The organism is Aurantiacibacter luteus (assembly GCF_001010945.1).
GTDB lineage: Bacteria > Pseudomonadota > Alphaproteobacteria > Sphingomonadales > Sphingomonadaceae > Alteraurantiacibacter > Alteraurantiacibacter luteus.
Genome location: NZ_LBHB01000002.1, coordinates 685,428 through 710,597, shown reverse-complemented (window position 1 = coordinate 710,597; position 25,170 = coordinate 685,428). Strand labels below are relative to the sequence as shown.

Below are 25,170 nucleotides of genomic sequence, written 5' to 3'. Positions count from 1 at the left end.
AGGTGGCCCGCCATGTTCGACCGTTACGACCCGCGCGATTGGGGCATCGACTGGACCGACGTGAGCTACGCCGCCTTTGCGCTGGTGGCCGCGGTCTTCGCCGCCTGGCTCGTCTATCGCATCGTCTATCCACTGGTGACGCGCCTGGCGCGCGCATCGGATTCGCCCGCCGACGACCTCGTGCTCGCGCGCATCCGCTCGCCCATCAAGTGGGCGCTGATCGCCATTGCCGTGACGCTCGCGGCGCAGGCCGATCCGCTGCTCGCCACGGTGTGGGAGCCGCTGGCGAAGTTCCTGCGCCCGGCCCTGCTCGGCTGGATCATCTACGCCATCGTCAAGGCCTGGACCGCGACCATGGAGATGCGGCTCGACGCCGCGGCGGACCCCGTGGCCGTGCGCAGCCGCCGCACGCGCATCGCCATCCTCTCGCGCACGGCCATGTTCGCGATCATCTTCATCACCGTCGGGCTGATGCTGTTCGCCATCCCGGCGGTGCAGAACATCGGCGCGACGCTGCTGGCCTCCGCCGGTCTCGCCGCCCTCGCCGTGGGTGCCGCGGCGCAGCCGGCGCTCAAGTCGCTGATCGCCGGCCTGCAGGTCGCCATCACCGAGCCGCTGCGCCTCGGCGACATGGTCAAGGTGGACGGGCACACGGGCCGGGTGGAGGAAATCCACATGGCCTTCGTCATCATACGCACCTGGGACGAGCGGGCGGTGATCGTGCCCACGGGCCGCTTCCTCGACGATACCTTCGAGAACTGGTCGCGCCGCAACGAGGAACTGGCCGGGCCGGTCTTCCTCCATCTCGATCCGATCACCGACGTCGCCCCGATCCGCGCGGAGTTCGAGCAGTTCGTCGCCTCGCACGAGCTGTGGGACAAGCGCACGGCCAACCTGCTGGTGACGGAGGCCTATCCCGAAAGCGTCGAGTTGCGCCTGACGGTCAGCGCCGCGACGATCGGCGACGTGTGGAACCTGCGCTGCGCGGTGCGCGAGCACATGCTCGCCTGGCTGCGCGAGAACCAGCCCGAGGCACTGATCCGCCACCGGCTGGAACTGCCCGGCGGCCATGAAAAGGCGCCCGAGGCCGGGGGGCCGCACTAGCCCCCCGATGCCCGGTGCGAGGCGTCAGTCCTCGTGCTTGCGCTCGCGCGTGCTCGAGACCATGCCCTCGGTGAGGAAGCCGATCGGCCGCACCTCCATGGCGCGCTTCTTCAGCTCGCCCTTCATCTTCTTGTATTCCTCTTCCATCTGCGCGGTGACGGTGGCGCGGCTGTCCTCCAGCGCCTCGTCGAAGTCGGCCTTGGTGACGCTGTCGGGCGCACCGTTGGACCGTCGGATGGCATTGAGGCCGGCGCGGCGAGTGACGTCCTCAAGGTCCGCACCGGTGAAGCGCTCGGTCTTCGCGGCGATGGCCTTGAGGTCGACGTCGTCGGCCAGGGGCATGGCCTTGGTGTGGATGCCGAGGATGTGCTCGCGGCCCGCCTCGTCGGGCGCACCGACGTAGACCAGTTCGTCGAAACGCCCGGGCCTGAGCAGCGCCGGGTCGACCAGCGTCGGCCGGTTGGTCGCGCCGATGACGACGATGGATGACAGCTCCTCCATCCCGTCCATCTCGGCGAGGATGGTGTTGACCACCCGCGCCGTCACCTGCGGCTCTCCCGCGCCGGACCCGCGCGCGGGCACGAGGCTGTCGATCTCGTCGATGAAGATGACGCACGGGGCGACCGCGCGGGCGCGGGCGAACATGCGGGCGATCTGCTGCTCGCTCTCGCCGTACCACTTGGAGAGCAGGTCCGACGATTTCATCGAGATGAAATTCGCCTCCGCCTCCTTGGCGACGGCCTTGGCCAGCAGCGTCTTGCCGGTGCCCGGCGGGCCGTAGAGCAGGAAGCCCTTGGCCGGACGGATGCCAAGACGCTCGAAGGCCTGCGGGTTTTTGAGCGGAAGCTCCACGCCTTCCTTCAGCTTCTCCTCCGCTTCGCCGAGGCCGCCGATGTCGGCCCAGCCCACGGTGGGGGCCTGCACCATCACCTCGCGCATGGCGGAAGGCTGCACGCGCTTCAGCGCCTCGCGGAAGTCTTCCTTCTCGACCTGCAGTTCGGCGAGCACCTCGGGCGGAATCTCGCGCGCGTCGAGGTCGAGCCGGGGCATGATGCGTCGCACCGCCTCGATCGCCGCCTCGCGGGTGAGCGCGGCGAGGTCCGCGCCGACGAAGCCGTGGGTGGAGCGTGCCAGTTCCGCCAGGTCCACGCCGTCGCCCAGCGGCATCCCGCGGGTGTGGATGGCGAGAATTTCGCGCCGGCCCTGCTCGTCGGGCACGCCGATCACGATCTCGCGGTCGAAGCGGCCCGGGCGACGCAGCGCCTCGTCCACCGCGTCGGGGCGGTTGGTGGCGGCGATGACGACGAGGTTGGCGCGCGATTGCAGTCCGTCCATCAGCGTCAACAGCTGGGCGACGAGGCGCTTCTCAGCCTCGCCTTGGACGTTCTGCCGCTTGGGCGCGATCGAATCGATCTCGTCGATGAAGACGATGGCGGGTTGGCTGCGCTCGGCCTCCTCGAACACCTCGCGCAGGCGCTTTTCCGATTCGCCGTAGGCCGAACCCATGATCTCGGGCCCGTTGATGGCGAAGAACTCTGCATCGCTCTCGTTCGCCACGGCCTGCGCAAGCCGGGTCTTGCCGGTGCCGGGCGGGCCGTGCAGCAGCACGCCCTTGGGCGGATCGACGCCGAGGCGGGTGAAGAGTTCGGGATAGCGCAGCGGCAGCTCGACCATCTCGCGCAGTTGCTTGATGGTGTCCTCCATGCCGCCGACGTCGTCGTAGTTGATCATCCCGCGCGCGCTGCGCGGCTCTTCGAACTCGGCGCGCAGCTCGACCTCGGTGTTCTCGTCGATGTGCACGATGCCCTTGGGGCTGGTCGAGACAACCTGCAGGCGGATCTCGGTAAGCGCGTAGGCGGGCGCGTTGAACATGCGGCGCACGTTGGCGGGCACGTTCTGCACCGGCTGCTGGCCGTGCGTGGCGACGAGGTCGCCGGCGACCAGCGGCTTCTTGAAGAACACGCGCTTCAAGGCGTCGCCCGGGCCTTGCAGGCGCATTTCCTTGCGCGCGGGGGCGAAGACGACGCGCGTGGCAGCCACGCTCTCGGCGCGGCGCACGATCACGTGCTCGCCCGAGGAGGTTTCCGCATTGGCGCGCTGCAGGCCGTCGAGCCGGATAACGGCGAGCGCCTCGTCCTCCTCGTAGGCAGGGACGGCGATGGAGACGGTGGCGCGCTTGCCCTCGATCTCGACCGCGTCGCCCTCGGTAATGCCGAGCGCCTGGAAGGCGGAGCGCGGAATGCGGACCACGCCGCGGCCGGATTCCTCTTGCCGTGCGGCGGCGACCTGGAGGCGGGCGGTTCCCTGTTCGATGTCTTCGGCGGCGTTGTCCTGGGCCATGCGGGCTCTTGTCCTCGAAACTTGCAATACGAGAGGCACAGCTAAGGTGCCCTCCCTCGCATTACAAACAGGCGAGTGGGCCGATGGTGCCGCGTTTTCGCGTGCCGAAGGGGCGAGCAAGAAAAAAGGCCCGGTCGTTGCCGACCGGGCCTGGAAGTTTTGGGAGAGGATGCCTGAAAGGCAGGGAGACATATGCTGGGATCGCGCCCATCTCGCAAGTGCGAAAAGGGCAAGCGGTGTTGCGGGAAATGCAACTAGTGCGAAATTTCTCCTGTTATCAATGGATTGTCGTCTCTCGGACTAACCGGAAGCACCCTAACCATAACGCCCGACTCAGTTCGTTTTGCGTTGCACCATTGCCATCGGCACGGGGTGACATCGCGCCGCCGAGGCTCTATTCGCCGGTCACACGCCGCAACCTTCCGGAGACGCCAGCCATGCAGAAAATCTATCCCGACGCCGAGGCCGCGCTGGACGGCGTGCTGCGCGACGGCATGACCATCGCGGCGGGCGGGTTCGGCCTGTGCGGCATTCCGGAACGGCTGCTCGACGCCATTCAGGCGAGCGGGGTGAAGAACCTCACCTTTGCCAGCAACAATGCCGGCATCGACAACGAGGGCATCGGCAAGTTGCTGCGCACGCGGCAGGTGTCGAAGATGATCTCCAGCTACGTCGGCGAGAACAAGGAGTTCGAACGCCAGTACCTCTCCGGAGAGCTGGAGGTGGAGTTCTGCCCGCAGGGGACGCTCGCCGAGCGCATGCGCGCAGGCGGGGCGGGGATCCCCGGTTTCTACACCAAGACCGGCGTCGGCACCCAGGTGGCCGAGGGCAAGGAGATCAAGCAGTTCGACCGCGGCGACGGGCCGGAGGACTTCATCCTCGAACATGGCATCTTTGCCGACCTCTCCATCGTCAAGGCGTGGAAGGCGGACGAGACCGGCAACCTCGTCTTCCGCAAGACCGCGCGCAACTTCAACCAGCCCGCCGCCACCTGCGGCAGGATCTGCGTGGCCGAGGTGGAGGAAATCGTGAAGCCGGGCGAGCTCGACCCCGACAGCATCCACCTGCCCGGCGTGTTCGTGAACCGGCTGGTGCTGGGCGCGCCCTACGACAAGAAGATCGAGTTCGTGACCACGCGCGAGCGCGAGACCGCCTGATCTTGCCTGCCCGCGCGCGCCTCCTGCTGCTGGCCGCGGCCACCCTCGCTTTGCAGGGCTGCGTGGCGCTCGCGCTCGTGCCGGTGGCGGCGAGCGGGGGCCTGCTCGCGCGCAACGTGATCTTCGGCGAACGCACGCGGCAGGCCATCGCCGAGGGTAACGCCATCGACCCCGACGACGTGGACGTCGCCGCCTACGCCAGCTTCACCCTGCTCGAGACCAGCGAGTTGCCCGCCCCGGCGGCGGCGATCCCGGACGAGGGACCGCTCGCTGCCCTCCACACATTCGCCGCACGCGCGCTGGCGGAAGAGGGCACGCGCTATTCGGTCCTGCTCGACAATCCCGCCAGCCTTTCCCCGACGCGGGCACGCTGCCAGAAGGAAGTGCCCGCGGTGTTGGTCGATCTCGATCCGGCGGGCGCGCTGGTGCCGCTGGCGATGGGCGCCGCTCCCGATCCTGCCTTCGTCGCCGTGCTCGACGACCTCAGACGCAAGAACGTGGCGATCGCGTGGATGACCGACCGCGAGCCGACCGAGGCCGGGCGCATTCGCGAAATGCTGCTCGCCACCCGGCTCGACCCCACAGGCCGCGATCCGCTGTTCGTCCAGCGCTATCCCGGCGAGACCCGCCAGTCGCGCCGCCGCGCGCTGCTCGAAACGCATTGCCTCGTCGCCATCGCGGGTGACGAACGCGCCGATTTCGACGACCTCTACACCTACCTGCTCGACCAGAGCGCCGCCTCTCCGCTGGAAGCGATGCTCGGCTCGGGCTGGTTTCTCGTTCCCGCCCCGCTCGATTAAGACGCCCGACCGAAGGAAAACCGACTATGCCCTGGACCCGAGACGAGATGGCCGCCCGCGCCGCCCGCGAGCTGGAGGACGGTTATTACGTCAACCTCGGCATCGGCATCCCCACGCTGGTCGCCAACCATATTCCCGACGGGATGCAGGTAACGCTGCAGAGCGAGAACGGGATGCTCGGCATCGGTCCCTTCCCCTACGCGGGCGAGGAGGATCCCGACCTCATCAACGCCGGCAAGCAGACCATCAGCGAACTGCCGCACAGCGCCTATTTCGACAGCGCGACGAGCTTTTCCATGATCCGCGGCGGGCACATCGACCTGTGCATCCTGGGCGCGATGGAGGTGGCCGAGAACGGCGACATCGCCAACTGGATGATTCCGGGCAAGATGGTGAAGGGCATGGGCGGGGCCATGGACCTTGTCGCCGGGGTGAAGAAGATCATCGTCGTCATGGAGCACACCGCCAAGGACGGCAGCCCCAAGTTCATCCCCTCCTGCACCCTCCCGCTGACGGGCACCGATGTCGTTGACATGGTGATCACCGACCTCGCCGTGTTCCATCGCCCCGATCACGCCAGCCCGTTCCGGCTCGTCGAGCTGGCAAGCGGCGTGAGCGCGGACGAGGTCGCGGCCAAGACCACGGCGCATTACGTGAGCTGAGGCGGCATGGACTACACCCTCATCACCGCCAACCGGAACTATTCCAGCTGGTCGCTGCGGCCGTGGGTGCTGATGAAGGCGCTGGGCATCCCCTTCGCCGACCGCATCGAGCCCTTCACCAGGCCCAAGAACTACGACGAATTCCGCGCCTTTTCGCCGACCGGGCAGGTGCCGGTTCTTCTGGATGGCGAGACGACGGTCTGGGATTCGCTCGGCATCGTGCTCTACCTGGCGGAGCGGCACGCCGGCATCTGGCCAGCCGACGAAGTGGCTCGCGCGTTCGCCATGTGCGGCGTGACGGAGATGCACGGCGGGTTCTCCGCACTGCGCAGCCAGTGCACGATGAACGTCGGCGTGCGCGCCGAGACCGGACCGCACGACGCGGCACTGGCGCGCGACGTGGCGCGGGTGCGCGAACTGTTCGAAGAGGGCCTCGCGCGTTTCGGCGGGCCGTGGCTGGCGGGGCCGGACTTCACCGCGCTCGACGCCTTTTTCGCACCCGTCGCCTACCGCGTACGGACCTACGGCCTCGACGTAGGCGCCGGACAGGTGTGGGTCGAGCACGTGCTGGCTCACCCGGCGATGCGCGAGTGGGAGGAGGCCGCGCTCGCCGAGACCTGGCGCGAGGCGAGCCACGAGGCGGAGCTGGCCGCCTGCGGGCGCGTCACGCAGGATTTCAGGGCCGGCTGACGAAAGCCTCTAGCTTGCCCAGCGTCTGCTGGCCGAGTTCGGCCGCGCCCATGTCCATCGCCTTGCGGCATTCCTCTATACTGGCGAAGACCATCGTCATGACGATATGCGTCGCGCCGTCGCGCTCGCTGAAGCTCACGTGGACGCGGGCGTGTTCGGGCCCGTTCTCGCCCCACAGCAGGACATAGTCGATCGAGTCTTCCGGCACGATGTCGCGGTAGAGATGGTGATTGGGATAGACCGTCCCGTCGGGCCCGATCATGTCGAACACCCACTCGCCACGTGATCTGAGATTGATGCGCTTCGTGCGGCAGGTGAAGCCGTCGGGGCCCCACCATTGGGGCAGCGTCTCCTCGTTGATCCAGGCCGCCCAGACCTTGCTCCGGGCCGCGGCAATCGTGCGTTCGACCACCATTGTGCGTTCGGCTTCATCACCGGTCTCTTCAATCATCGGTGTTGTCCTTGTCTTGCTGCATCACGATACGTTCCAGCCGATCGAGCCGCGCGTGCCAGCAGGCCTGTTGCGCCTCCATCCAGTCGAGCCCGGTCGCAAGCGCCTCGGGCTGCAGGGTGCAGATGCGCCGGCGGCCCGCCTTGCGCGTGGCGACGAGCCCCGCCTCCTCCAGCACCGCGACATGGCGCATGACCGTGGGCAGACGAAGGCCGGTAGGCGCGGCAAGATCGCCCAGCGTCGCCTCGCCCTTCGACAACCGCGCGACGATGCCGCGCCGCGTCGGCTCGGCAAGCGCGCCGAACACGCGGTCGAGGTCGGGTGAATAGTTAGCCATTGAGCTAACTATTATAGGCACTGCTGCGATCGCAAGCGCAAAGTGCGATTAGCTCTGCCTACCCGGCGACCGCACCCAACTCGCGATACGCTTCAGTGTTGGTTTGCCGTCGTTCAGCAGGCTGGCGCGGAAAATACGGCCGAGCAGCTTCAGTTCGATCCAGATGAAGGCCACCATCAGCGCGATCGTGCCCAGGATCTCCCACGTCGCCACGCCCGTCGCCAGCCGAGCGAGCATGGCGAAGGGGGTGTAAAGCGGCACCCACGAGAGGACCTGCACGACGGGCGAATTGGGGCTGCCGATCGCCGCCTGCATCAGGATCATCACCGGGATCATCACCAGCAGGATGGCCGGGGTGAGATAGCTCTGCGCGTCCTGCATCGATTCGCTGACCGCGCCGATGGCGAGGAACAGCATGGCGAGCACGATGTAGCCGGCGAAGAAGTAGAAGATCATCGCCGCGATCAGCAACGGATCGTCGAGCGCGGCGAGCGAGGGTTTGACCACCTCGGCGGCGAAGCCTTCGAAGTACATCGCGCCCGCCAGCCCCGTTCCCGCCCAGACCAGCACGATGACGATGCCGACCGCGCCGAGGCCCAGCAGCTTGCCCTGCATCAGCGCATCGGGCCTGATGCAGGCCAGCACGCTCTCGAACAGCTTGTTCGACCGCTCCTCCACCACGCCCTGCAGCATCATCGAGCCCGTCGTGACCGCGGTAATCAGCAGCAGGTAAACGAGCGCCAGCGGCACCAGAGAGCGCGTCATTACCTCCGTCCGGCCGCTGCCCGGCGGCGGATCGATGACGGCGAGCGGCGCGGCCATGCCTTCGATCGCCTGCGCGGTGGCGGGTGCGATCCCCTGCGCGGCGAACATCCGGTCGCGCAGCGCGCCGTCCAGCCCGTCACGGAAGGCCTGGATCAGCGTCTGGTTGGAGCGCCCGTTGGTATAGACCCGCGCCGCGGCGCCCGGCTCCCCGAAGTTCTGCGGGATATAGAGCACCGCGCCGTAGGGCAGCGTCCTGCCGTCCACCGCGATGTCGTTCTCGAAAGCGGCCTGCAACGCACTGCCCATTTCGCCGTTTGCCGCGGTGAGCGCGACGCCGTCCGGCAGGGGCACGGCAACGTAGGAGGGGTCTTCCAGCTCGAACGGCGGCACGCCTGCCGGGAGGTCGGGCGCGATCCGCTCCACCGCCGCCTCCGCCCCGCCGGCCTCGGCGAAGCGGCGCACTTCGGCCTCGGACAGCCACGCTTGCCGGTCCGCCCAAGGCGCCTGCGGGTCGATGGCCTGGAGGTCGTAGCGCTCGGCATATTCGGCGAGGTCGCGCAGTTCCTGCTGCCGGTCGCGCAGCGCCAGCCGCTCGGTAATGCCCTCGCCGATGGTGCCGGTCTCGTCGACCACGGTGTAGGCGGTGCTGTCCTCGGGGGCAAAGGCGCTGGAAGCGAAGCCGGAAACGGCGATGGCGACCGGCAGCGCCATCAGCATGATCCAGAAGCCCTTGGTCGCGGTGATCTGGCGGATCTCGCGAATGGCGACGAGCAGGACGTCCCTCATCGTGCGGCCTCCCCTGCGGGCGTGGCCGGGTCGGAGCCGACGAAATGGATGAAGGCCTCGTGCAGGCTGGGCCGGTGGACGTCGAAACGATTGAGCGCCACGCCGTTCGCGGTGCAATGGGCCAGCAGCCCTTCGGGCGCGGCGCCGTCGGCCATTTCGACCGCGTATTCGCCCCAGTCGCCGTCACCGCCGGTGCGGGTCGCCTTCATGACGCCGGGCAGGCCGGCGGGATCGCCGCGCGCCGCCAGCACCAGCCGGAAGGGCAGCGCGCCGCGCGCCTCGTCTAGCGTGCCCTCGAACCGCTTTGTCCCCCGCGCCAGCAGCAGCAGCCGGTCGCACAGCCGCTCGGCGTGCTGCATGACGTGGGTGGAAAAGATCACCGTCGCCCCGCCCTTCGCGGCATCGGCGATGAGGTCCTCCAGCATGGCCTGGTTGACCGGGTCGAGGCCGGAGAACGGTTCGTCCAGCATCAGCAGGCCCGGCGAATTGACCAGCGCGGTCGCCACTTGGACCTTTTGCGCCATGCCCTTGGAAAGCTTCTCGATCGGGGCCTTGGCGCGGTCGGCGAGGCCCAGCCGTTCGAGCAGGGCCATCGCCGATGCCTTGGCCGCACCCGCCTCCATGCGCTTCAACCGCCCGAAATAGACGATCGTGTCGAGCACGCTCATCTTCTTGTAGAGCCCGCGCTCCTCGGGAAGAAAGCCGATAGCCGCGGCGTTCTCGCGGCTGGGCGGCTGGCCGAGCACGTCGATGCGCCCCGCCGTGGGCGTCAGGATATCGAGCGCCATACGCAGCGAGGTGGTCTTGCCCGCGCCGTTGCCGCCGAGGAAGCCGAAAACGCTCCCTTCAGGTACGGCGAAGCTGAGGTCATCGACCGCGGTTAAGGTACCGAATTGCTTGGTGACGGCTTCGAAAGCCAAAGCACTGGCTGGCATTGCAAATTCCCCATCCGTTCGCCGCGCCAGCCCGACACGACAGTCATTGCAGCCATCCTAGCCGCGAGTGCGCGGTTGGCAAGCATGGCGATTGACAGGACATGCACACCGTGTATTTCTGAAATTACAGAAATTGAGGAACGCGAGTCGAAGCCGTGGCCATCACCGACATCCCCGAGGCGCAGGCCTTTATCCTCCACTGGGGCGAGATGGGCAGCCACTGGGGCGTCAACCGCTCGGTTAGCCAGGTCCACGCGCTGCTCTACCTGAGCGACCGCCCGCTCCACGCCGAGGAAATTTGCGACACGCTCGGCCTCGCGCGCAGCAACGTCTCGACCGCGCTCAAGGAATTGCAGGGCTACGGCATCGTGCGCCGCCAGCACGTGAGCGGCGACAGGCGCGATCATTTCGTGGCCGAGACCGACCTGTGGGAAATGCTCATGCGCATCACTGTCGAGCGCAAGAAGCGCGAGATCGATCCGACGCTGCTGGTGCTCTCCGACCTCGCCGCGCAGCTCGAGGGGCGCAAGGACGTGCCACCGCATATCGCAGAGCGGATCGGCCGCATGCACGAGTTCATGGGCACGCTCACCGGCTGGTTCGACGACGTGCGCCGCCTGCCCAAGGGCACGCTGGTGGCGCTGATGAAGCTGGGCGGCAAGGTCGCCCGCTTCGTGCCGGTGCGAGGCCAGAAGGGCTGACCAACATCCGATAGCGCGAAGAGGACATACGATGACCAACGACGCACGACCCCATATTTCGGTAATTCCTGAAAGAGCAGAAGCTTAAACTCCTGCAGCGCTCCTGGCCTTCTGCCGCGCCGTCGCCGGAGGGGCGCTGGTGGGTGGCGGGCTCTTCCTCATCGCCTCCGTGCCAATCGGCATCGGCATGATGACCGACGGAGAACTGGCACACGGACTGCTGGTGGCGCTCCTGCCTTTGCTGATCGCGGCGGGCGGCACATGCGCCGGCATGGTGTTCGTCGGCCTTCCGGCCACTTCGCTGATAATGGAGGAGCCGCCCGAAACGAGGCGGCGCTACGAGCGGGTCGGGGCTCTCGGCGGCGCCGTGCTGCCGACACTCGCTCTGATAATCGTCGAGGGTAGCGACCCCCTGTTCGTTGGCGTCGGCGGGTTTTTCCTCGGCTGTTTCGGCGCGCTCGCGGGACTTACCGCGGGCAGCGTGTGGGGCAGGTGGCGCGAGAGCCTGGCGCAGCGCCCCGCTGCCACCACCCCTGCCGCACCGATCAACCCAATCCACGACCTGCTGTTCTGAAGCGAAGAAGGAGAAGACCCATGACCGAACTCAGCTATCTCGCCTACCTCGTGATCGCCATCGCCATGACCGGCTGGGTGGCCCGGACCCTCAGCGTGAATGGCGAGGTGTTCCTGGTCGACTGCTTCGGCCACGACGAGGTGCTGGCGCGCAGCACCAATCACCTGCTGGTGGTCGGCTTCTACCTCGTCAACATCGGCTTCATCCTGCTGACCATCAGCCTCGGCACCGAGCCGACCACGCTGGCCGAGGCGATCCGCTTCGTCGCCACCAAGGTGGGCCTCGCGGTCATGGTGCTGGGGTGCTGGCACTTCTTCAACATGCACGCCATCGCCCAGTACGGCCGCAAGGTCGGGCGCTGGGTGCGGGAGAACCACGGGGCGAAGCTCGCCTGAGCATTGCCTGCGCGGCGAATGGGGGCGGCTCCCGGGCGGGGCCGCCCTTTCGCGTGTCAGCGCCGCAGCGGCATGGGCCTGAGCGCCGCGAGGCTGCGCCACAGCCATTCCGCCGGGCCCTGCCGGAAGCGCGCGAGCCAGAGCGGCGACCACAGCAGGATGAAGGCGACCGGCACCAGCACCAGCGCATCCGCCACCCCGCGTCCCACCTGCAGGTAGAGGCCAAGGCCCCAAGCGCGGAACAGGACGGCAAAGATCACGCTGGTCATGAGATAATTGCTCAGCGCCATGCGCCCTGCCGCCGCCAGCCGCGCCGTCAACGCGCCGCCGCTCGCGAAGACCGCCATCGCCAGCGCCGCGTAGGCCGTGCCCAGCGCCATGTCGAAAGGGATGGAAAAGGCGATGGCATTGCTCGCGACCACGGCGGCATCGAAGCCGCTGGCGATCGTCCAGGCCGCCAGGCCGACGAGCACCGGGAGCGCGAGCAGCGCCAGCCGCCGCGCCAGCCGCAACAACCGTTTGCGCGGCCATTCGCCCGCCAGCAGTCCCGAACGCCACAGAGCCACGCCCAGCACCATGCAGGCGAGGTTGTTCCTGAGCCCGTCGAGACCGCCGAGCACCATCTTGATGCCTTCGCCCAGCCGCCGCACGACCCGCTCGTCGAACATCTCGCGCGCGCGGTCGAGGTAGGGGGTCATGTCGATGCCCGCTCCGAACGAGCTTTCCATGGCGGCCCGCATTTCGGCGTCCTGCGTGGTCAGGTTCATGACGGCCCAGACAGAGGTCAGCGCCATTTCCAGCGCCACGAGGATGCCCACGGCCCACAGCAGCCGTCGCACCGGCCAGCGCAGGAACAAGGGCAGCGCGCAGCCGGCGACCGCGTAGCTCCTGAGGATGTCGTTGTCCGCCAGCAGCAGCGAATGCGCCACGCCGATCAGCATCAGCACACCCATGCGGGCATAGTGTTCGCGCAAGGGATGCGCGCCCTCTCTCGCCCGGGCGCGGTCGATGAGGATGGCGATGCCCGCGCCTACCATCACGGCGAAAAGGGTGCGGAACTTGTCCTCCACCAGCACGAAGGTCAGCGTCCAGAGCACGACCTCGAGCGGTCCGGCCCCGGCCACGATATCGGCGCGCGGGTTGAAATAACCCGCCGGCACCATCGACCAGACGAGCACGTTCATGGGGATGATGCCCATCACCGCCACCCCGCGCAGCGCATCGAGCGCCTGCACGCGGGTGCGGGGTGCGGGATCGGTGGCGACGCCGGACTGGGTGGTCGGCGTCGCTTCCATATCAGGCCACGGCGGCCTTCAGGTCGTCCACCAGGTCGGTGCGCTCCCACGGGAAGGCATCGCCTTCCGCCTTGCGGCCGAAGTGGCCGTAGGCCGCGCTCTGGCGGTAGATCGGCTTGTTGAGGCCCAGGTGCGTGCGGATGGAGCGCGGGGTCAGGCCGCCGAGCTTCTCGATGCCCTTGATCGCCTCTTCCAGCTTCGCATCGTCGACCGTGCCGGTGCCGTGGGTGTCGACGTAGAGCGACAGCGGCTTCGACACGCCGATGGCGTAGGCGAGCTGGATCGTGCAGCGCGTGGCCAGCCCTGCGGCGACGATGTTCTTGGCGAGGTAGCGGGTGATGTACGCGGCGCTGCGATCGACCTTGGTCGGATCCTTGCCGCTGAACGCGCCGCCGCCGTGCGGGGCCGCGCCGCCGTAGGTGTCGACGATGATCTTGCGGCCCGTCAGGCCCGCGTCGCCGTCGGGTCCGCCGATCTCGAAGCTGCCGGTGGGGTTGATGTGCCATTCGGTGGCATCGGTCACCAGGCCATCGGGCAGCACGCTCTTCACCACGCCCTTTACATAGGCGTGCAGCTCGGCTTCCTTGTCGCCCTCGTCGTAGCCCTTGGCGTGCTGGGTGGAGACGACCACCGCCGTGCATTCGACCGGCTTTCCGTTCTCGTAGCGCAGGGTGACCTGGCTCTTGCTGTCGGGCTCGAGGAAGGGCGCCTTGCCGCTCTTGCGGTCGGTGGCCATCTTCTGGAGGATCTTGTGGCTGTAATCGAGCGGGGCCGGCATCAGGTCGTCGGTCTCGTCGCAGGCGAAGCCGAACATGATGCCCTGGTCGCCCGCGCCCTCGTCCTTGTTGCCGCCGGCGTCCACGCCCTGCGCGATGTGCGCGCTCTGGCCGTGGAGGTGGTTCTCGAAGGTCAGCGTTTCGTGGTGGAAGCCGTCCTGCTCGTAACCGATTTCCTTGACCGTCTGGCGGGCGAGCGCCTCGATCTCTTCCCTCTTGCCTTCGACCCAGTCGCCGTTCTCGTAGACGCCGCGGCAGCGGATTTCGCCCGCCAGCACCACGCGCTGGGTGGCGGTCAGCGTCTCGCAGGCGACGCGCGCCTCGTTGTCGTGGCGCAGCATGAAGTCGACGATGGCATCGGAGATCTGGTCGGAAACCTTGTCCGGATGGCCTTCGGAGACGCTTTCGGACGTGAACAGGTAATTGTGGCGCATGTTGGAGATTGCCTTCTCGTAATGGAACTTAAGGGGAATTTCGGGCGGCTCTAACGAGCCTTTCCCCGCATGGCAACGAAGCCTGCCAAAAGGAATGCTGCTGCCCAGACAAGCGACAGGACATTGCCCAGCCTTGCAAAAAGCGTCGGGGGCGCGGCGGGGGGGATGACCGCCTGGATGGTGCCTTCCTCGCTACGCCCCAGATGCTGGCGCACCACGCCGCGCGGATCGATGACGGCGCTGATGCCGTTGTTGGTGGCGCGCAGCACCGGCAGCCCTTCCTCGATCGCGCGCATCCGCGCCTGCGCCATGAACTGCGGCGGCCCGAAGCCGCCAAACCAACCCTCGCTCGACGGGTTGACGATGTAGTCGGGCCGATCGCCGCGATCGGCGACCTGGCCGGCAAAGATGATCTCGTAGCAGATCTGCGGGCTCACCTTGCCCAGCACGCCGAGGTCGATGGTCGTCGGGCCGTCGCCGGGCAGGAAGTCGATGGTGCCCGCCACCAGCCGCGACAGGCCGAGCGGTTCGAGCAGCGCGCGCATCGGCAGGTATTCGCCGTAGGGGACGAGGTGCGATTTCGCCACGCGGTCGATCACCTCGCCGTTGGCGGCGAGCGCCGTCACCACGTTGCGCGCGCCTGTCGCGCGGCGCGCGCCGTCCTCGCCCGTACCGATTTCCAGCTCGGTGCCGCCGGTCAGCAGCACGCTGCCCACGCCCACGGTCGCGCCCAGCCGGCGGCGGGCGAACTCGGCGCTGCCCATCGCCGTGGTCTGGTCGTAATAGCGCTGCGGATACCCGTCCTGCAGAAAGTCCGCCATGCCGCTCTCGGGCCAGAGCACCAGTCGCGGCGATGTGTCGGCGGGGTCCGTGCGGGGGGACAGGCGGGCGAGCGACTGGTAGTTCGCCTCGAACGCGCGCGGATCGTTCAGCGCCGCCTGCGGGATGACCGGCTTCGCGATGGTGAGGCGCACCGTGCCCTCGCGCGGCGCGGAGGCGGGCAGCAGCATGCCCACGAGGATCAGTGCCGCTACCAGCAGCGCCGTGCGGCGGCGGCGCTCTGCCAGCAGCAACACGATCGCCGCGGCGAGGAACACCGCCACGCCCGAAAGGGCATAGGTGCCCATCCACGGCGCCAGCGCGGCAAGCCCCGGCCGCGCGAACCCGCCGAGCAGCACCATCGCAAAGGGGTTCCAGGCGTAGCCGGTGAAGACCCAGCTGCGCAGCCATTCGGCGACGACCCACGTTCCGGCGAAGACCAGCGCGAAGCCCCAGCCCGCCCCATGCCGGGCGACGAGCCGGGCGGTGCCCGCCGCGATGGCGGGATAGACGGCGAGATAGACCGCCAGCAGCGGCACGGCCAGCCAGCCCAGCACGGCGGGCATCTGCGCCTGGTGGGTAAAGGAATCGGCAATCCACACGTTGCCGAGCGTGAAATGCGTCCAGCCCAGCAGCCAGCCGAGCCAGGCGGCCTGCTTCCAGCTTGCGGTGCGGGCCACGAGCAGCGTGAACAGGCCCATCGCCAGCAGCGCCAGCGGCCACAGGCCGATCGGCTGGAACCCGGTGGCCGACACGAGGCCGAGCGCGAGCGCCCAGAGCCACGGGCGGCCGGGCTGGCGGTCGATCAATGGTAGGGCGGCAGCGGCCATGACCTGTGCGCGGCCCCGGGGGCTCAGCCTACGGCTTCGAGCGCACCGTCCTCGTCGTCACCCTTGGGCTTGCGCCGGACGGCGAGCTTGCGCGGCTTGCGCGGAGCCGCCTCTTCGTCCTCGCTACCGCCCGAGCGGGCGATGGCGGGCGGCAGCATGGCCGGATCGAGCCCGCCGCCGTTGTCAGCGGACGTTTCCTCGTCGGCATCCTTGCGGCGGCGCGGCTTGCGGGCCTTGGGGCGATCGTCGTTCGCGCGCGTATCGCGGGTGAAGGGATTGTCCTCGTCCTGCTGGTCGCCGCTCTCGCCTTCGGAGCCCTGCTGCGGCTGGCTGCGTGCGCGGCCCCGCGGCTCATTGCCGCGGGCATCGCCGCTACGGCCATCGCTGCGGCCATCGTTGCGGTCGCCGCGATCGCCCCGCTGCCGGTTGCCGCGATCCTGGCGTTCGTCGCGCTGATCCTCGTCGCCGTCCTCGTCGTCGCGATCATCGGAGCGGTCGTCCTGCCGGCCCTGCCGCTCGTCCTTCTGCGCCTTGGTATCGGCGATGACGCGGAAGTAGTGATCGGCGAACTGCAGGTAGTACTCGGTCTGCACGCGGTCGTCGTTGAGCGAGGCCTCGTGCGCCAGCTTCTTGTACTTGTCGAGCATCTGCGGCGCGTTGCCGCGGGCGCGGCTGTCGATGCGGTTGCCCTGCATCTGCCCGCCGCCACCGCCGCCACGGTTGTTGTTGCCGCGACCGCGACGCCGATTGTTGTTCCGGTTCTGGTTCAAAGGAATGTCGCTTCCCTGGCTTTCGTATGCCCGCCGCCGCGCGGTCGGGCCGTGACCCCATATCGGGTGCGCGCGCCTGCGGGCACCGGTTCGTCCATCATCTGCGCATCAGCAAGGCGGTAAGCGCCTCGTCCAGCAAATGTCGGAGTTCGGGCCCCGGACGTCCATCCGTCCCCGGGCCTTGTCCACGACGTAACTACTCGAACTGGCTTTGCCAAGCCTTTTGTCGCAGCACCAGCGCGCGGTCGCGCCCGGCGAGGTCGGGGTGGACGCTGGCGACGAAGCTCGCTTGCGCGGCGATTTCGCTCACCGCGCGCGCCTGCCGGTGCCCGATCTCAAGCACCGCCACGCCGCCGGGCACGAGCAGCGCGGGCAGCCGGGGCACCAGCACGCGGTAGTCGTCGAGCCCCTCCGGCCCGGCGAACAGCGCGCCGGCGGGTTCATGGTCGCGCACGTCGGGGGAGAGCTCGGCATCGTCCTCGACATAGGGCGGGTTGGCGATGACGAGGTCGAACCGGCCCAACCCGTCCGCCCAGCCGGGCATCGTCCAGTCGCCGGGGCGCAGGTCCGCACGGCCCGCAAGGCCCAGCGCCTCGGCATTGGCCTGCGCCACCTGCAGCGCGGGCGCTGAGGCATCGATGCCGACGCCGCTCGCCTCGGGCAGCTCGGCGAGCAGGGTGAGCAGCAGCGCGCCAGAGCCGGTGCCGAGATCGAGCACGCGCCGGGCCCCGGGCGCAGCGGCCAATGCGGCCTCGACCACGCTTTCGCTGTCGCCGCGGGGTATGAGCACGTTGGGGGTGACGGCGAAGGGGCGTCCGAAGAATTCCTGGCTGCCGAGGATATGCGCGACCGGCTCGTGCCCAGCGCGCCGCTCCACCAGCGCGGCGAAGGCGGCTGGGGCCGGGTCGGCCATGCACCGCAGCAACATGTCCGACCGCGACACGCCCAGCGCGTGCGCCATCAACAGCTCGGCATCGAGCCGCGCGGTATCGCTGGTGGCGGCGAGGCGCTGGGCGGCTTCGCGAATGGCTTCGGACACACTCCCCCTCCTCTTCAGAGGAGGGGGCCGGGGGGTGGTGGGCGACTGGGCCCATCGCTCGGGCAACTCCCCAAGCCTTTCCGCCAGCCTTGCAAGCACGCCGTCGAGGTTGTCCATCACATCCGGATTGCCGAAACGCAGCGTGAAAAACCCGTGCTCGCTCAGCATCTGCGCGTCTCGTCGCGCGTCGACAGCAGCTTCGTGCGTATCCCCGTCAATCTCCACGATCAGGCCTTTCGCCGGACAAAAAAAGTCAACGATGCGACTACCGATGACGGCCTGCCGCCTGAACTTGAAACCGGACAAGTCGCTGCGCCGTAGTGCTGCCCACAATCGGCGCTCGGGTTCGGGAGGGTTCTTTCGCATCGCCGCAGCGCGATCGAGGAGCGTCTGGCGCGAGACGCCACCACCCCCAACCCCCTCCTCTGAAGAGGAGGGGACTTTAGCCATCCATCGCCGCCAGCCGCTTGGCCTCGTCCTCGGCAATCAGCGCGTCGACGACTTCGCCCAGCCCCGAGCCCGCCAATACCTCGTCGAGCTTGTGCAGGGTCAGGCCGATGCGGTGGTCGGTGACGCGGCCTTGTGGGAAGTTGTAGGTGCGGATGCGTTCGGAGCGGTCGCCGCTGCCGACCATGGCGCGGCGCATGTCGGCCTCGGCTCCGTGGGCCTCCTCGCGGCGCTTCTCGTAGAGGCGGGCGCGCAGTACCTTCATCGCCTTGTCGCGGTTCTTGTGCTGGCTGCGCTCGTCCTGCATCGCCACGACGATGCCGGTGGGGACGTGGGTGATCCGCACTGCGCTGTCGGTGGTGTTGACGTGCTGCCCGCCCGCGCCGCTGGAGCGATAGATGTCGATCCTGAGGTCGTTCTCGTCCACGCTGACGTCGACCTCGGTCGGCTCGGGCATGACGGCCACGGTCGCCGCGCTGGTGTGGATGCGCCCGCCGCTCTCGGTCACGGGCACGCGCTGGACGCGGTGAACTCCGGCCTCGAACTTCAGCTTGGCGAAGACGCCGGTGCCGGTGACGTTGGCGACGATCTCCTTGAACCCACCGACGTCGGCGGCGGCCATGGAGACCGGCTCAACGCGCCAGCCCTGCTCGGCGGCGTAGCGTTCGTACATGCGGTAAAGGTCGCCCGCGAACAGCGCCGCCTCGTCGCCGCCGGTGCCCGCGCGGATTTCCAGCATGGCGGGCCGCGCATCGGCGGCATCGCGCGGCAGCATGGAAATGGCGAGCGCCCGCTCGGCCTCCGGCAGGGCGGCCTTGAGCTGAGCGAGCTCCTCCTCGGCCATGGCCTTCATTTCCGGGTCGCCGAGCATCTCGGTGAGCCCGGCGATCTCCTCGCGCATGGCGGTGACGTCGGCGGCGGCCTTTGCCACCGGCTCCAGCTCCGCATAGTCGCGGCTCGCCTGGACGAAGGCCTCGCCCTCGAGCTGGCCCGACGCCATGCGCGCCTCGAGCTCGGCGAAGCGGTTGGCGATCTGGTGCAGGCGTTCGGCGGGGATGGTCATTGATTTCAACCTATAACGTCATTCCCGCGAAGGCGGGAATCCAGAAGGGGCGGCGGCGCGATTGCGCGCTGGATCCCCGCCTGCGCGAGGATGACGAGGGGGCTAGTTCTCGGAGAGATCCTCGGCGATGTAGCCGAACAGGGGATCGAGCCGCGCGAGGGCTGCGTCCTCGCCTTTCAGACGATGGCCGATCCGACCGTCCTCCTCGTAAACCGAGAGGATGGCGGCAGCGCCGGTCTTGACCGCCTTGTCGAAGCGCTTTCGCGGAGAACCGCTGGCAATCATGTCGCCATCGATGCCGACACGTCGCGCGGCGCTGAGAATCCGCTGCGCTGCGGCCTGGAGTTCGGGCTGGTCGCCTTCGACGACCACCATGAGGCTGGCCGGGCCTTCGCTCTGATCCCCCACCAACATCGCCAGCCGCTCGATCCCCGCAGCCCAGCCGACCGCCGGAGTCGACGCGCCGCCGAGGCTTTCCATCAGCCCGTCGTAGCGCCCGCCGCCCAGGATCGTGCTCTGCGAGCCGAGCGCCGCCGCCGCGGCCGAGCCCTCGTCGGGCACGAATTCGAAGGCCGTGTGGCGGTAGTAGTCGAGCCCGCGAACCAGGCTCTCGGCGCGTGTCCACTTCACGCCCGCAGCGTCAAGCCCGCTCGTCACCGCGCCGAAGAAGTCCTGCGCTTCGCCGGAGAGGAACTGGTCGATGCGCGGGGCACCCTCCACGAACCTGCGGTCGCGCGGGTCTTTCGAATCCAGGATACGCAGCGGGTTCTTCTCCAGCCGCTCCTGCGAATCATCGCTCAATTCCCCGCGCACCGCGGAGAAGTATTCGATCAGCGCGGCGCGCCACGCCTCGCGGCTGTCGCCGTCGCCTAGCGTGTTGAGGTGCAGCGTCACGCCCTCGATCCCCAGCTCGCGGATGAGCTGGTCGGCCATGGCCAGCAGCTCGACATCCGCCTGCGGCTCGCCCGCGCCGATGATCTCAGCGTCGATCTGGTGGAACTGGCGGTAGCGGCCCTTCTGCGGGCGCTCGTAGCGGAACAGCGGGCCGTGGGTCGCGACCTTCAGCGGAGCGTGCTGCTGCCAGCCATTGGTGATGTAGGCGCGGGCGATGCCGGCGGTGAATTCGGGCCGCAGGGTCAGGCTCTCGCCGCCGCGATCCTCAAACGAATACATCTCCTTGGAGACCACGTCGGTCGTCTCGCCGATGGCGCGGCTGAACACCTCGGTCCGCTCGAATACCGGCATTTCCACCCGGCGAAAGCGGTAGAGCTTGCGCACGCGCTCGAAGGATTCGACGACGTGCGCGAACGCCTCCGCCTCGGGTCCGAAGATGTCCTGCGTGCCGCGTATCGCCTGAGGAGTCCTGTGTGGGGTTTTCTTGCTCATGACGGGCGCGCGCTTAGCGCGTGGCGGCGCATTCGCAAAGCGCCGGGCGCAAGAAGCCTCTCCCTTCGCCGCCCCCGCCGCGCTAGGCCCCTCGTCCATGAGCGAGGCGCACGCCCATACCAAGGCCCCGCGCGGTATCGGCAACCGGCTGATGCCGCCGCGCTTCCTCGCCTTTCTCGCCACCCTCGCGGCGGCCTGGTTCACCTATCGCGGCCTGATGCCGCCCGACGACTGGCGCGACGGGACGGCCATGGCCTTCGATTTCGCCGCGCTGGTCTTCCTCGCCTCGCTGGTGCCGCTGCTGCGTGGGCACGACGCCGCGGCCATCCGCGCCCACGCCCGCGCCAACGATGCCGGACGGCTGACGACGCTGGCGCTGACGGGCCTGCTCACCTTCGTGGTCATGGCGGCGATCACCGGCGAGATGGCGGGCGCGCAGCGCGGCGACATGACGAGCGTCGCCAAGCTGGTGGGCACGCTGCTGCTGATCTGGCTGTTCGCCAACGGCGTCTATGCCCTGCACTACGCGCACCTGTTCTACGGCGAGGGCGAGGACGGCAGGGACCGGGGCGGGATCGACTTTCCCGGCACCGATACCCCGGACTACTGGGACTTCGCCTATTTCGCCTTTACCATGGGCATGACCTTCCAGACATCCGACGTGCAGATGACCTCGGGCGCGGTGCGCAAGGTGGCGCTGGCGCACTGCTTTGCCGCCTTCGTGTTCAACATCGGGGTAATCGCCTTTACGATCAACGTGCTGGGGGGCGCGGGATAGCGCGCGGCGATTGCGCAGGTGCCCGCAATCGGCCATCAGGCCTGCCATGATCCGCACCTTCCTCGCTTCTGCCGCCCTCGTCCTCGCCATGCCCGCCGCCGCGCAGGACCGCGATCCGCTGCCCGCCTCGCAGGACGCGCCCTATCCCGGCACGATCCGCCTGCACGTCGATGCGAGCGACACCCGCGCCCGCGCCTTTCGCACGGTGCAGCAGATCCCGGTCGTGCCGGGCGCGCAGGAACTGGTGCTGGTCTATCCCATGTGGCTGCCCGGCAACCATGCCGCATCGGGCCAGGTCCAGCGCATTTCGCGCCTCGCCTTCAGCTCCGATGCGGGGCCGGTGAGCTGGGAGCGCGTGCCCTATGCGCCCAGCGCCTTCCGCCTCGCCCTGCCCGCGGGCGCGACGCAGGTGACGGCGGAACTGACCTACACCTCGCCCTTCCCCGGCGGCGGCTGGCGCACGCTGATCACCGAGGCGATGGCCAACGTGCAGTGGGAAAAGATGTCGCTCTATCCGGCGGGCTACGACGTAGCGCGCATCATGGTGGAGCCGAGCGTGACCCTGCCCGAGGGCTGGCAGGCGGCGGGCGCGCTCGACGGTGCGCGGATGGAGCGCAATACCGTCCACTACGCCGTCACCGACTACGAGACGCTGGTTGATTCCCCGCTGTTCGCCGGCGCGCACCACCGCACCTGGGACCTGGGCAGCAATGTCGAATTGCAGGCATTCGGCGACCAGGCGGAGGATCTCGAGGCCGAGGACGAGGCCATCGCCGCGCACCGGGCGCTGGTCGAGGAAGCGCTGCTATTGTTCGGCGGCCCTCGCTTCGACCATTACGATTTCCTGCTCGCGCTGACCGACGATCTCGGCGGGATCGGGCTGGAACATCACCGCTCCAGCGAGAACACGCAGACGCGCGACGACCTGTCCGATTTCGCCGGCAATGCGCACGACAACACCCTGCTGCCGCACGAATTCACCCACAGCTGGAACGGCAAGTATCGCCGCCCGGCGGGCCTCGACGTCGCCGATTACCACACGCCCATCGATGCGCGGCTGCTGTGGGTCTACGAAGGGCAGACGAGCTTCTGGGACTGGGTGCTCGCCGCGCGCAGCGGCTTCATGCCCAGGGACATGGTGCTGGGCTATCTCGCCAACGTGGCGGCGAACTACACCATGCAGGCCGGGCGCGAGTGGCGGAGCGTGGAGGACACGACCTACGATCCCATGCTCGGCTACCAGGCGGACCGGCCGTGGCCGTCCGCCAGCCGCAACCGCGATTACTACCGCGAGGCCGGGCTGGTCTGGCTGGAGGCCGACCAGCTCATCCGCGCCGAAACCGGCGGGCGGCGCGGCATGGACGATTTCGCCCTGCGCTTCTTCGCCGGGCCAGACGGGGAGCACAGCGTCAACCCCTATACCTTCGAGGACGTGGTCGCGGCGCTCAACGCAGTTCACCCGCACGACTGGGCCCAGTTCCTCACCACCCGCATCCGCACCGCGAACCAGCCCGCCCCGCTCGCGGGGCTCGAGGCAGGCGGCTACCGCCTCGTGTGGAAGGACGAGCCAAACCCCTGGACGGCGCAGGCGCGCAGCGGGGCGGCGGGGGACTTCTCCGGTTCGCTCGGTATTTCAGTCGGCAGCGACGGCTCCGTCTCGGGCACGCTGTGGGGATCGCCCGCGTTCGAGGCCGGGCTGATGCCTGACGTCACCATCGTCGCGGTCGACGGCACCGACTTCAGCCGCGAGGCGCTGGCCGACGCTCTGACCCGCGCGAAGGAAGACCGCCGCCCGGTCGAACTGCTCGTCCAGCGCGGCGCGCGGATCGAGGAAGTGGCGCTGCCCTACTACGAGGGCCTGCGCTATCCGTGGCTGGAGCCCACCGGCACCGGCGAGGCGGGCCTCGACCGACTTCTTACCGCCCGCCGCTGACACTTGCCCCCTCCACACGCTCGCCCTAAAGGCGCGGGCGAAGTCGCGGGAGGGGATGCCGCCACGGATTTCCATCAAGGGAACAAGCATCCATGCGAATCGAACACATTCCCACGGGCGACAATCCGCCCGAAAGCCTCAATGTCATCATCGAGGTGCCGACCGGCGGGGAGCCGGTGAAGTACGAATTCGACAAGGAAAGCGGCGCGCTGTTCGTCGACCGTATCCTGCACACGCCCATGCGCTATCCGTGCAACTACGGCTTCGTCCCGCACACCCTCTCGCCCGACGGCGACCCGCTCGATGCGCTGGTGATCGCCCGCTCGCCGTTCATCCCCGGCTGCGTCGTGCGCGCGCGGCCCATCGGCGTGCTGAACCTGGAAGACGAGCACGGCGGCGACGAGAAGCTGGTCTGCGTGCCGGTCGACACGACCTTCCCCTACTACTCCGACGTGGGCGAGACGAAGGACCTGCCGAGCATCATCTTCCAGCAGATCGAGCACTTCTTCACCCACTACAAGGACCTCGAGGCCGAGAAGTGGGTGCGCGTGGGTGCCTGGGGCGATGCCGCCGAGGCCAAGCGCGTGACGGTCGAGGCCATCGAGCGTTACAAGGCCGACAAGCAGGGCAGCTGACGAGGGAACAGGCATGGCGGAACAGACGGTCGCGATCCTCACGGCGGGCGGTCTCGCCCCCTGCCTCTCCTCCGCCGTCGGCGGCCTGATCGAACGCTACACCGCCGAGGCGCCCGAAATCCGCATCATCGCCTACGTCGGCGGCTATGCGGGGCTGCTGACGGGCGACAGCGTGGAGGCGACTCCGCAGGTCCGCGAGGCGGCCGGCCGCCTGCACGCCTTCGGCGGCAGCCCCATCGGCAACAGCCGGGTGAAGCTGACCAACGTCGAGGACTGCGTGAAGCGCGGGCTCGTCCAGCCGGGCGAGAACCCGCTGGAGGTCGCCGCCCGCCAACTGACCGTTGACGGGGTGGACATCCTCCACACCATCGGCGGGGACGATACCAACACCGCCGCCGCCGACCTTGCCGCCTACCTGCGCGAGAACGGGCATGACCTCACCGTGGTCGGCCTGCCCAAGACCATCGACAACGACGTGGTGCCGATCAGGCAATCGCTAGGCGCTTGGACGGCGGCGGAGCAGGGCGCACTCTACGCCCGCAACATCATCGCCGAGTTCAGCGCCAATCCACGCATGCTGATCGTGCACGAGGTGATGGGCCGCAACTGCGGCTGGCTGACCGCCGCCACCGCGCGCGAACACCACAAATGGGTCAAGACCGCGCCCTTCGTCGAGTGGGTCGACAACGCCGCCGCCCGCTGGGACGTCCACGGCGTCTACATCCCCGAAATGGCGCTCGACCTCGATGCCGAGGTGGCACGCCTGAAGGCGATCATGGATGCCAACGGCGGGGTCAACCTGTTCATCTCCGAGGGCGCCGGCTCGCGCGAGATCGTGGGCGCGATGGAGGCCGCCGGCGAAGAGGTGCCGCGCGATGCCTTCGGCCACGTCAAGCTCGACAAGATCAACCCCGGCCAGTGGTTCGCCGCCCGCTTCGCCGAAGCCTTGGGCGCGGAAAAGGTGCTGGTGCAGAAGAGCGGCTACTTTTCCCGCTCCGCCCCCGCCAACCAGGCCGACCGCGAACTGATCGCGCAGTGCTGCGACATGGCGGTTGCAGCCGCCCTGCGAGGGGAAAGCGGCGTCGTCGGCCAGGACGAGGAGGGCGGCGATGCGATGCGCGTGATCGAGTTCGAGCGCATCAAGGGAGGAAAGGCCTTCGATACCTCCGTGGGCTGGTTCCAAAAGTTGCTGGGCGAGATCGGGCAAGGGTGAAATCGCCGCACCCCTCGCCCCAACGAAAGCTGGGATCGCTGTCGTCAAGACACTA

24 protein-coding genes and 1 pseudogene are annotated in these 25,170 nt (G+C 68.4%); 12 read left to right on the top strand and 13 right to left on the bottom strand.

What is annotated here, in order from left to right:
• Positions 1–12: 12 nt before the first annotated feature.
• Positions 13–1,104 (top strand): mechanosensitive ion channel family protein, encoded by a 1,092-nt coding sequence (locus AAW00_RS09970; RefSeq protein ID WP_052761867.1) that lies wholly within the window; start codon positions 13–15, stop codon positions 1,102–1,104.
• A gap of 24 nt (positions 1,105–1,128) precedes the next feature.
• Here AAW00_RS09970 and AAW00_RS09965 read toward each other — a convergent pair whose 3' ends face one another.
• Entirely contained in the window at positions 1,129–3,444 is a 2,316-nt protein-coding gene (locus tag AAW00_RS09965) for a CDC48 family AAA ATPase (RefSeq protein ID WP_047004176.1), read from the bottom strand.
• Between the two features lie 437 nt (positions 3,445–3,881).
• Here AAW00_RS09965 and AAW00_RS09960 point away from each other — a divergent pair, with 437 nt between their 5' ends.
• The 4 genes from AAW00_RS09960 to AAW00_RS09945 are packed head-to-tail and all read left to right on the top strand — an operon-like array spanning position 3,882 to position 6,753.
• Positions 3,882–4,601, top strand: coding sequence for a CoA transferase subunit A (locus AAW00_RS09960; protein ID WP_047004175.1), 720 nt, complete (start codon positions 3,882–3,884; stop codon positions 4,599–4,601).
• Between the two features lie 2 nt (positions 4,602–4,603).
• Complete coding sequence (locus AAW00_RS09955; RefSeq protein ID WP_047004174.1) at positions 4,604–5,401, top strand: hypothetical protein; 798 nt, start codon at positions 4,604–4,606, stop codon at positions 5,399–5,401.
• A 26-nt stretch (positions 5,402–5,427) separates the two neighbouring features.
• The gene (locus AAW00_RS09950; RefSeq protein WP_047004173.1) at positions 5,428–6,063 is read left to right on the top strand and encodes a CoA transferase subunit B; all 636 of its coding nucleotides are present in this window, start codon (positions 5,428–5,430) and stop codon (positions 6,061–6,063) included.
• Positions 6,064–6,069: 6 nt separating this feature from the next.
• Complete coding sequence (locus AAW00_RS09945; RefSeq protein WP_047004172.1) at positions 6,070–6,753, top strand: glutathione S-transferase family protein; 684 nt, start codon at positions 6,070–6,072, stop codon at positions 6,751–6,753.
• On the opposite strand, the gene AAW00_RS09940 is transcribed toward AAW00_RS09945, so the two are convergent.
• From AAW00_RS09940 to AAW00_RS09925, 4 genes are read right to left on the bottom strand one after another with little or no spacing between them, the layout of a single operon-like run.
• On the bottom strand, positions 6,740–7,204 hold the full coding sequence (locus AAW00_RS09940; RefSeq protein WP_082125008.1) for an SRPBCC domain-containing protein: 465 nt from the start codon (positions 7,202–7,204) through the stop codon (positions 6,740–6,742). The genes AAW00_RS09945 and AAW00_RS09940 overlap by 14 nt on opposite strands.
• Positions 7,197–7,541: an ArsR/SmtB family transcription factor gene (locus AAW00_RS09935; RefSeq protein WP_047004171.1), complete on the bottom strand. Its 345-nt coding sequence runs from the start codon at positions 7,539–7,541 to the stop codon at positions 7,197–7,199. The genes AAW00_RS09940 and AAW00_RS09935 overlap by 8 nt, the downstream gene beginning before the upstream one ends.
• A 48-nt stretch (positions 7,542–7,589) precedes the next feature.
• Positions 7,590–9,092, bottom strand: a complete 1,503-nt coding sequence (locus AAW00_RS09930) for an ABC transporter permease (protein WP_047004170.1) — start codon at positions 9,090–9,092, stop codon at positions 7,590–7,592.
• On the bottom strand, positions 9,089–10,012 hold the full coding sequence (locus AAW00_RS09925; RefSeq protein ID WP_241461684.1) for an ABC transporter ATP-binding protein: 924 nt from the start codon (positions 10,010–10,012) through the stop codon (positions 9,089–9,091). The genes AAW00_RS09930 and AAW00_RS09925 overlap by 4 nt, the downstream gene beginning before the upstream one ends.
• Positions 10,013–10,182: 170 nt before the next feature.
• Between AAW00_RS09925 and AAW00_RS09920 the strand changes: the two genes are divergently transcribed.
• The 3 genes from AAW00_RS09920 to AAW00_RS09910 all read left to right on the top strand — a co-directional run bounded on the left by AAW00_RS09920 (position 10,183) and on the right by AAW00_RS09910 (position 11,697).
• Positions 10,183–10,728, top strand: coding sequence for a GbsR/MarR family transcriptional regulator (locus AAW00_RS09920; protein WP_047004168.1), 546 nt, complete (start codon positions 10,183–10,185; stop codon positions 10,726–10,728).
• Positions 10,729–10,867: 139 nt separating this feature from the next.
• Entirely contained in the window at positions 10,868–11,302 is a 435-nt protein-coding gene (locus AAW00_RS09915) for a hypothetical protein (RefSeq protein ID WP_047004167.1), read from the top strand.
• Positions 11,303–11,322: 20 nt separating this feature from the next.
• Positions 11,323–11,697: a hypothetical protein gene (locus AAW00_RS09910; RefSeq protein WP_047004166.1), complete on the top strand. Its 375-nt coding sequence runs from the start codon at positions 11,323–11,325 to the stop codon at positions 11,695–11,697.
• 56 nt (positions 11,698–11,753) lie between these two features.
• On the opposite strand, the gene AAW00_RS09905 is transcribed toward AAW00_RS09910, so the two are convergent.
• The 8 genes and pseudogenes from AAW00_RS09905 to hisS form a co-directional block, all read right to left on the bottom strand.
• Positions 11,754–12,992 carry a DUF418 domain-containing protein gene (locus AAW00_RS09905; protein WP_047004165.1) on the bottom strand — a complete coding sequence of 413 codons (1,239 nt, stop codon included), beginning with the start codon at positions 12,990–12,992 and terminating at the stop codon, positions 11,754–11,756.
• 1 nt (position 12,993) lies between these two features.
• Positions 12,994–14,202, bottom strand: coding sequence for a methionine adenosyltransferase (metK, locus tag AAW00_RS09900; RefSeq protein ID WP_047004164.1), 1,209 nt, complete (start codon positions 14,200–14,202; stop codon positions 12,994–12,996).
• Between the two features lie 50 nt (positions 14,203–14,252).
• The gene (gene lnt / locus AAW00_RS09895) at positions 14,253–15,851 is read right to left on the bottom strand and encodes an apolipoprotein N-acyltransferase (protein ID WP_047004163.1); all 1,599 of its coding nucleotides are present in this window, start codon (positions 15,849–15,851) and stop codon (positions 14,253–14,255) included.
• A 23-nt stretch (positions 15,852–15,874) separates the two neighbouring features.
• Positions 15,875–16,621 carry a DUF4167 domain-containing protein gene (locus AAW00_RS09890; protein ID WP_047004162.1) on the bottom strand — a complete coding sequence of 249 codons (747 nt, stop codon included), beginning with the start codon at positions 16,619–16,621 and terminating at the stop codon, positions 15,875–15,877.
• Positions 16,622–16,817: 196 nt separating this feature from the next.
• On the bottom strand, positions 16,818–17,660 hold the full coding sequence (gene prmC, locus AAW00_RS09885) for a peptide chain release factor N(5)-glutamine methyltransferase (protein WP_169747304.1): 843 nt from the start codon (positions 17,658–17,660) through the stop codon (positions 16,818–16,820).
• A gap of 135 nt (positions 17,661–17,795) precedes the next feature.
• Positions 17,796–18,026 (bottom strand): annotated as a pseudogene (locus AAW00_RS15450) (endonuclease domain-containing protein); the annotation flags it as partial.
• 76 nt (positions 18,027–18,102) lie between these two features.
• Complete coding sequence (gene prfA / locus AAW00_RS09880; protein ID WP_047004161.1) at positions 18,103–19,170, bottom strand: peptide chain release factor 1; 1,068 nt, start codon at positions 19,168–19,170, stop codon at positions 18,103–18,105.
• Positions 19,171–19,272: 102 nt separating this feature from the next.
• A complete protein-coding gene (gene hisS, locus AAW00_RS09875; protein WP_047004160.1) occupies positions 19,273–20,556 on the bottom strand; it encodes a histidine--tRNA ligase in 1,284 nt (427 codons plus the stop codon).
• Between the two features lie 97 nt (positions 20,557–20,653).
• On the opposite strand from hisS, the gene AAW00_RS09870 reads away from it, so the two are divergent.
• From AAW00_RS09870 to AAW00_RS09855, 4 genes are all read left to right on the top strand, one after another.
• Positions 20,654–21,334 (top strand): DUF1345 domain-containing protein, encoded by a 681-nt coding sequence (locus AAW00_RS09870; RefSeq protein WP_047004159.1) that lies wholly within the window; start codon positions 20,654–20,656, stop codon positions 21,332–21,334.
• A 46-nt stretch (positions 21,335–21,380) separates the two neighbouring features.
• On the top strand, positions 21,381–23,267 hold the full coding sequence (locus AAW00_RS09865) for a M61 family metallopeptidase (protein WP_047004158.1): 1,887 nt from the start codon (positions 21,381–21,383) through the stop codon (positions 23,265–23,267).
• Between the two features lie 92 nt (positions 23,268–23,359).
• Positions 23,360–23,902 (top strand): inorganic diphosphatase, encoded by a 543-nt coding sequence (gene ppa, locus AAW00_RS09860; RefSeq protein ID WP_047004157.1) that lies wholly within the window; start codon positions 23,360–23,362, stop codon positions 23,900–23,902.
• A 13-nt stretch (positions 23,903–23,915) separates the two neighbouring features.
• Positions 23,916–25,115 carry a pyrophosphate--fructose-6-phosphate 1-phosphotransferase gene (locus tag AAW00_RS09855; protein ID WP_047004156.1) on the top strand — a complete coding sequence of 400 codons (1,200 nt, stop codon included), beginning with the start codon at positions 23,916–23,918 and terminating at the stop codon, positions 25,113–25,115.
• The last annotated feature ends 55 nt before the right edge of the window (positions 25,116–25,170 follow it).

Excerpts from the sequence above, each read along its gene's own strand:
- AAW00_RS09970 (WP_052761867.1), top strand. The coding sequence starts at position 13 with ATGTTCGACCGTTACGACCCGCGCGATTGGGGCATCGACTGGACCGAC.
- AAW00_RS09965 (WP_047004176.1), bottom strand. The coding sequence starts at position 3,444 with ATGGCCCAGGACAACGCCGCCGAAGACATCGAACAGGGAACCGCCCGC.
- AAW00_RS09960 (WP_047004175.1), top strand. The coding sequence starts at position 3,882 with ATGCAGAAAATCTATCCCGACGCCGAGGCCGCGCTGGACGGCGTGCTG.
- AAW00_RS09950 (WP_047004173.1), top strand. The coding sequence starts at position 5,428 with ATGCCCTGGACCCGAGACGAGATGGCCGCCCGCGCCGCCCGCGAGCTG.
- AAW00_RS09945 (WP_047004172.1), top strand. The coding sequence starts at position 6,070 with ATGGACTACACCCTCATCACCGCCAACCGGAACTATTCCAGCTGGTCG.
- AAW00_RS09940 (WP_082125008.1), bottom strand. The coding sequence starts at position 7,204 with ATGATTGAAGAGACCGGTGATGAAGCCGAACGCACAATGGTGGTCGAA.
- AAW00_RS09935 (WP_047004171.1), bottom strand. The coding sequence starts at position 7,541 with ATGGCTAACTATTCACCCGACCTCGACCGCGTGTTCGGCGCGCTTGCC.
- AAW00_RS09930 (WP_047004170.1), bottom strand. The coding sequence starts at position 9,092 with ATGAGGGACGTCCTGCTCGTCGCCATTCGCGAGATCCGCCAGATCACC.
- AAW00_RS09910 (WP_047004166.1), top strand. The coding sequence starts at position 11,323 with ATGACCGAACTCAGCTATCTCGCCTACCTCGTGATCGCCATCGCCATG.
- AAW00_RS09905 (WP_047004165.1), bottom strand. The coding sequence starts at position 12,992 with ATGGAAGCGACGCCGACCACCCAGTCCGGCGTCGCCACCGATCCCGCA.
- metK (WP_047004164.1), bottom strand. The coding sequence starts at position 14,202 with ATGCGCCACAATTACCTGTTCACGTCCGAAAGCGTCTCCGAAGGCCAT.
- lnt (WP_047004163.1), bottom strand. The coding sequence starts at position 15,851 with ATGGCCGCTGCCGCCCTACCATTGATCGACCGCCAGCCCGGCCGCCCG.
- prfA (WP_047004161.1), bottom strand. The coding sequence starts at position 19,170 with ATGACCATCCCCGCCGAACGCCTGCACCAGATCGCCAACCGCTTCGCC.
- hisS (WP_047004160.1), bottom strand. The coding sequence starts at position 20,556 with ATGAGCAAGAAAACCCCACACAGGACTCCTCAGGCGATACGCGGCACG.
- AAW00_RS09870 (WP_047004159.1), top strand. The coding sequence starts at position 20,654 with ATGAGCGAGGCGCACGCCCATACCAAGGCCCCGCGCGGTATCGGCAAC.
- AAW00_RS09865 (WP_047004158.1), top strand. The coding sequence starts at position 21,381 with ATGATCCGCACCTTCCTCGCTTCTGCCGCCCTCGTCCTCGCCATGCCC.
- ppa (WP_047004157.1), top strand. The coding sequence starts at position 23,360 with ATGCGAATCGAACACATTCCCACGGGCGACAATCCGCCCGAAAGCCTC.
- AAW00_RS09855 (WP_047004156.1), top strand. The coding sequence starts at position 23,916 with ATGGCGGAACAGACGGTCGCGATCCTCACGGCGGGCGGTCTCGCCCCC.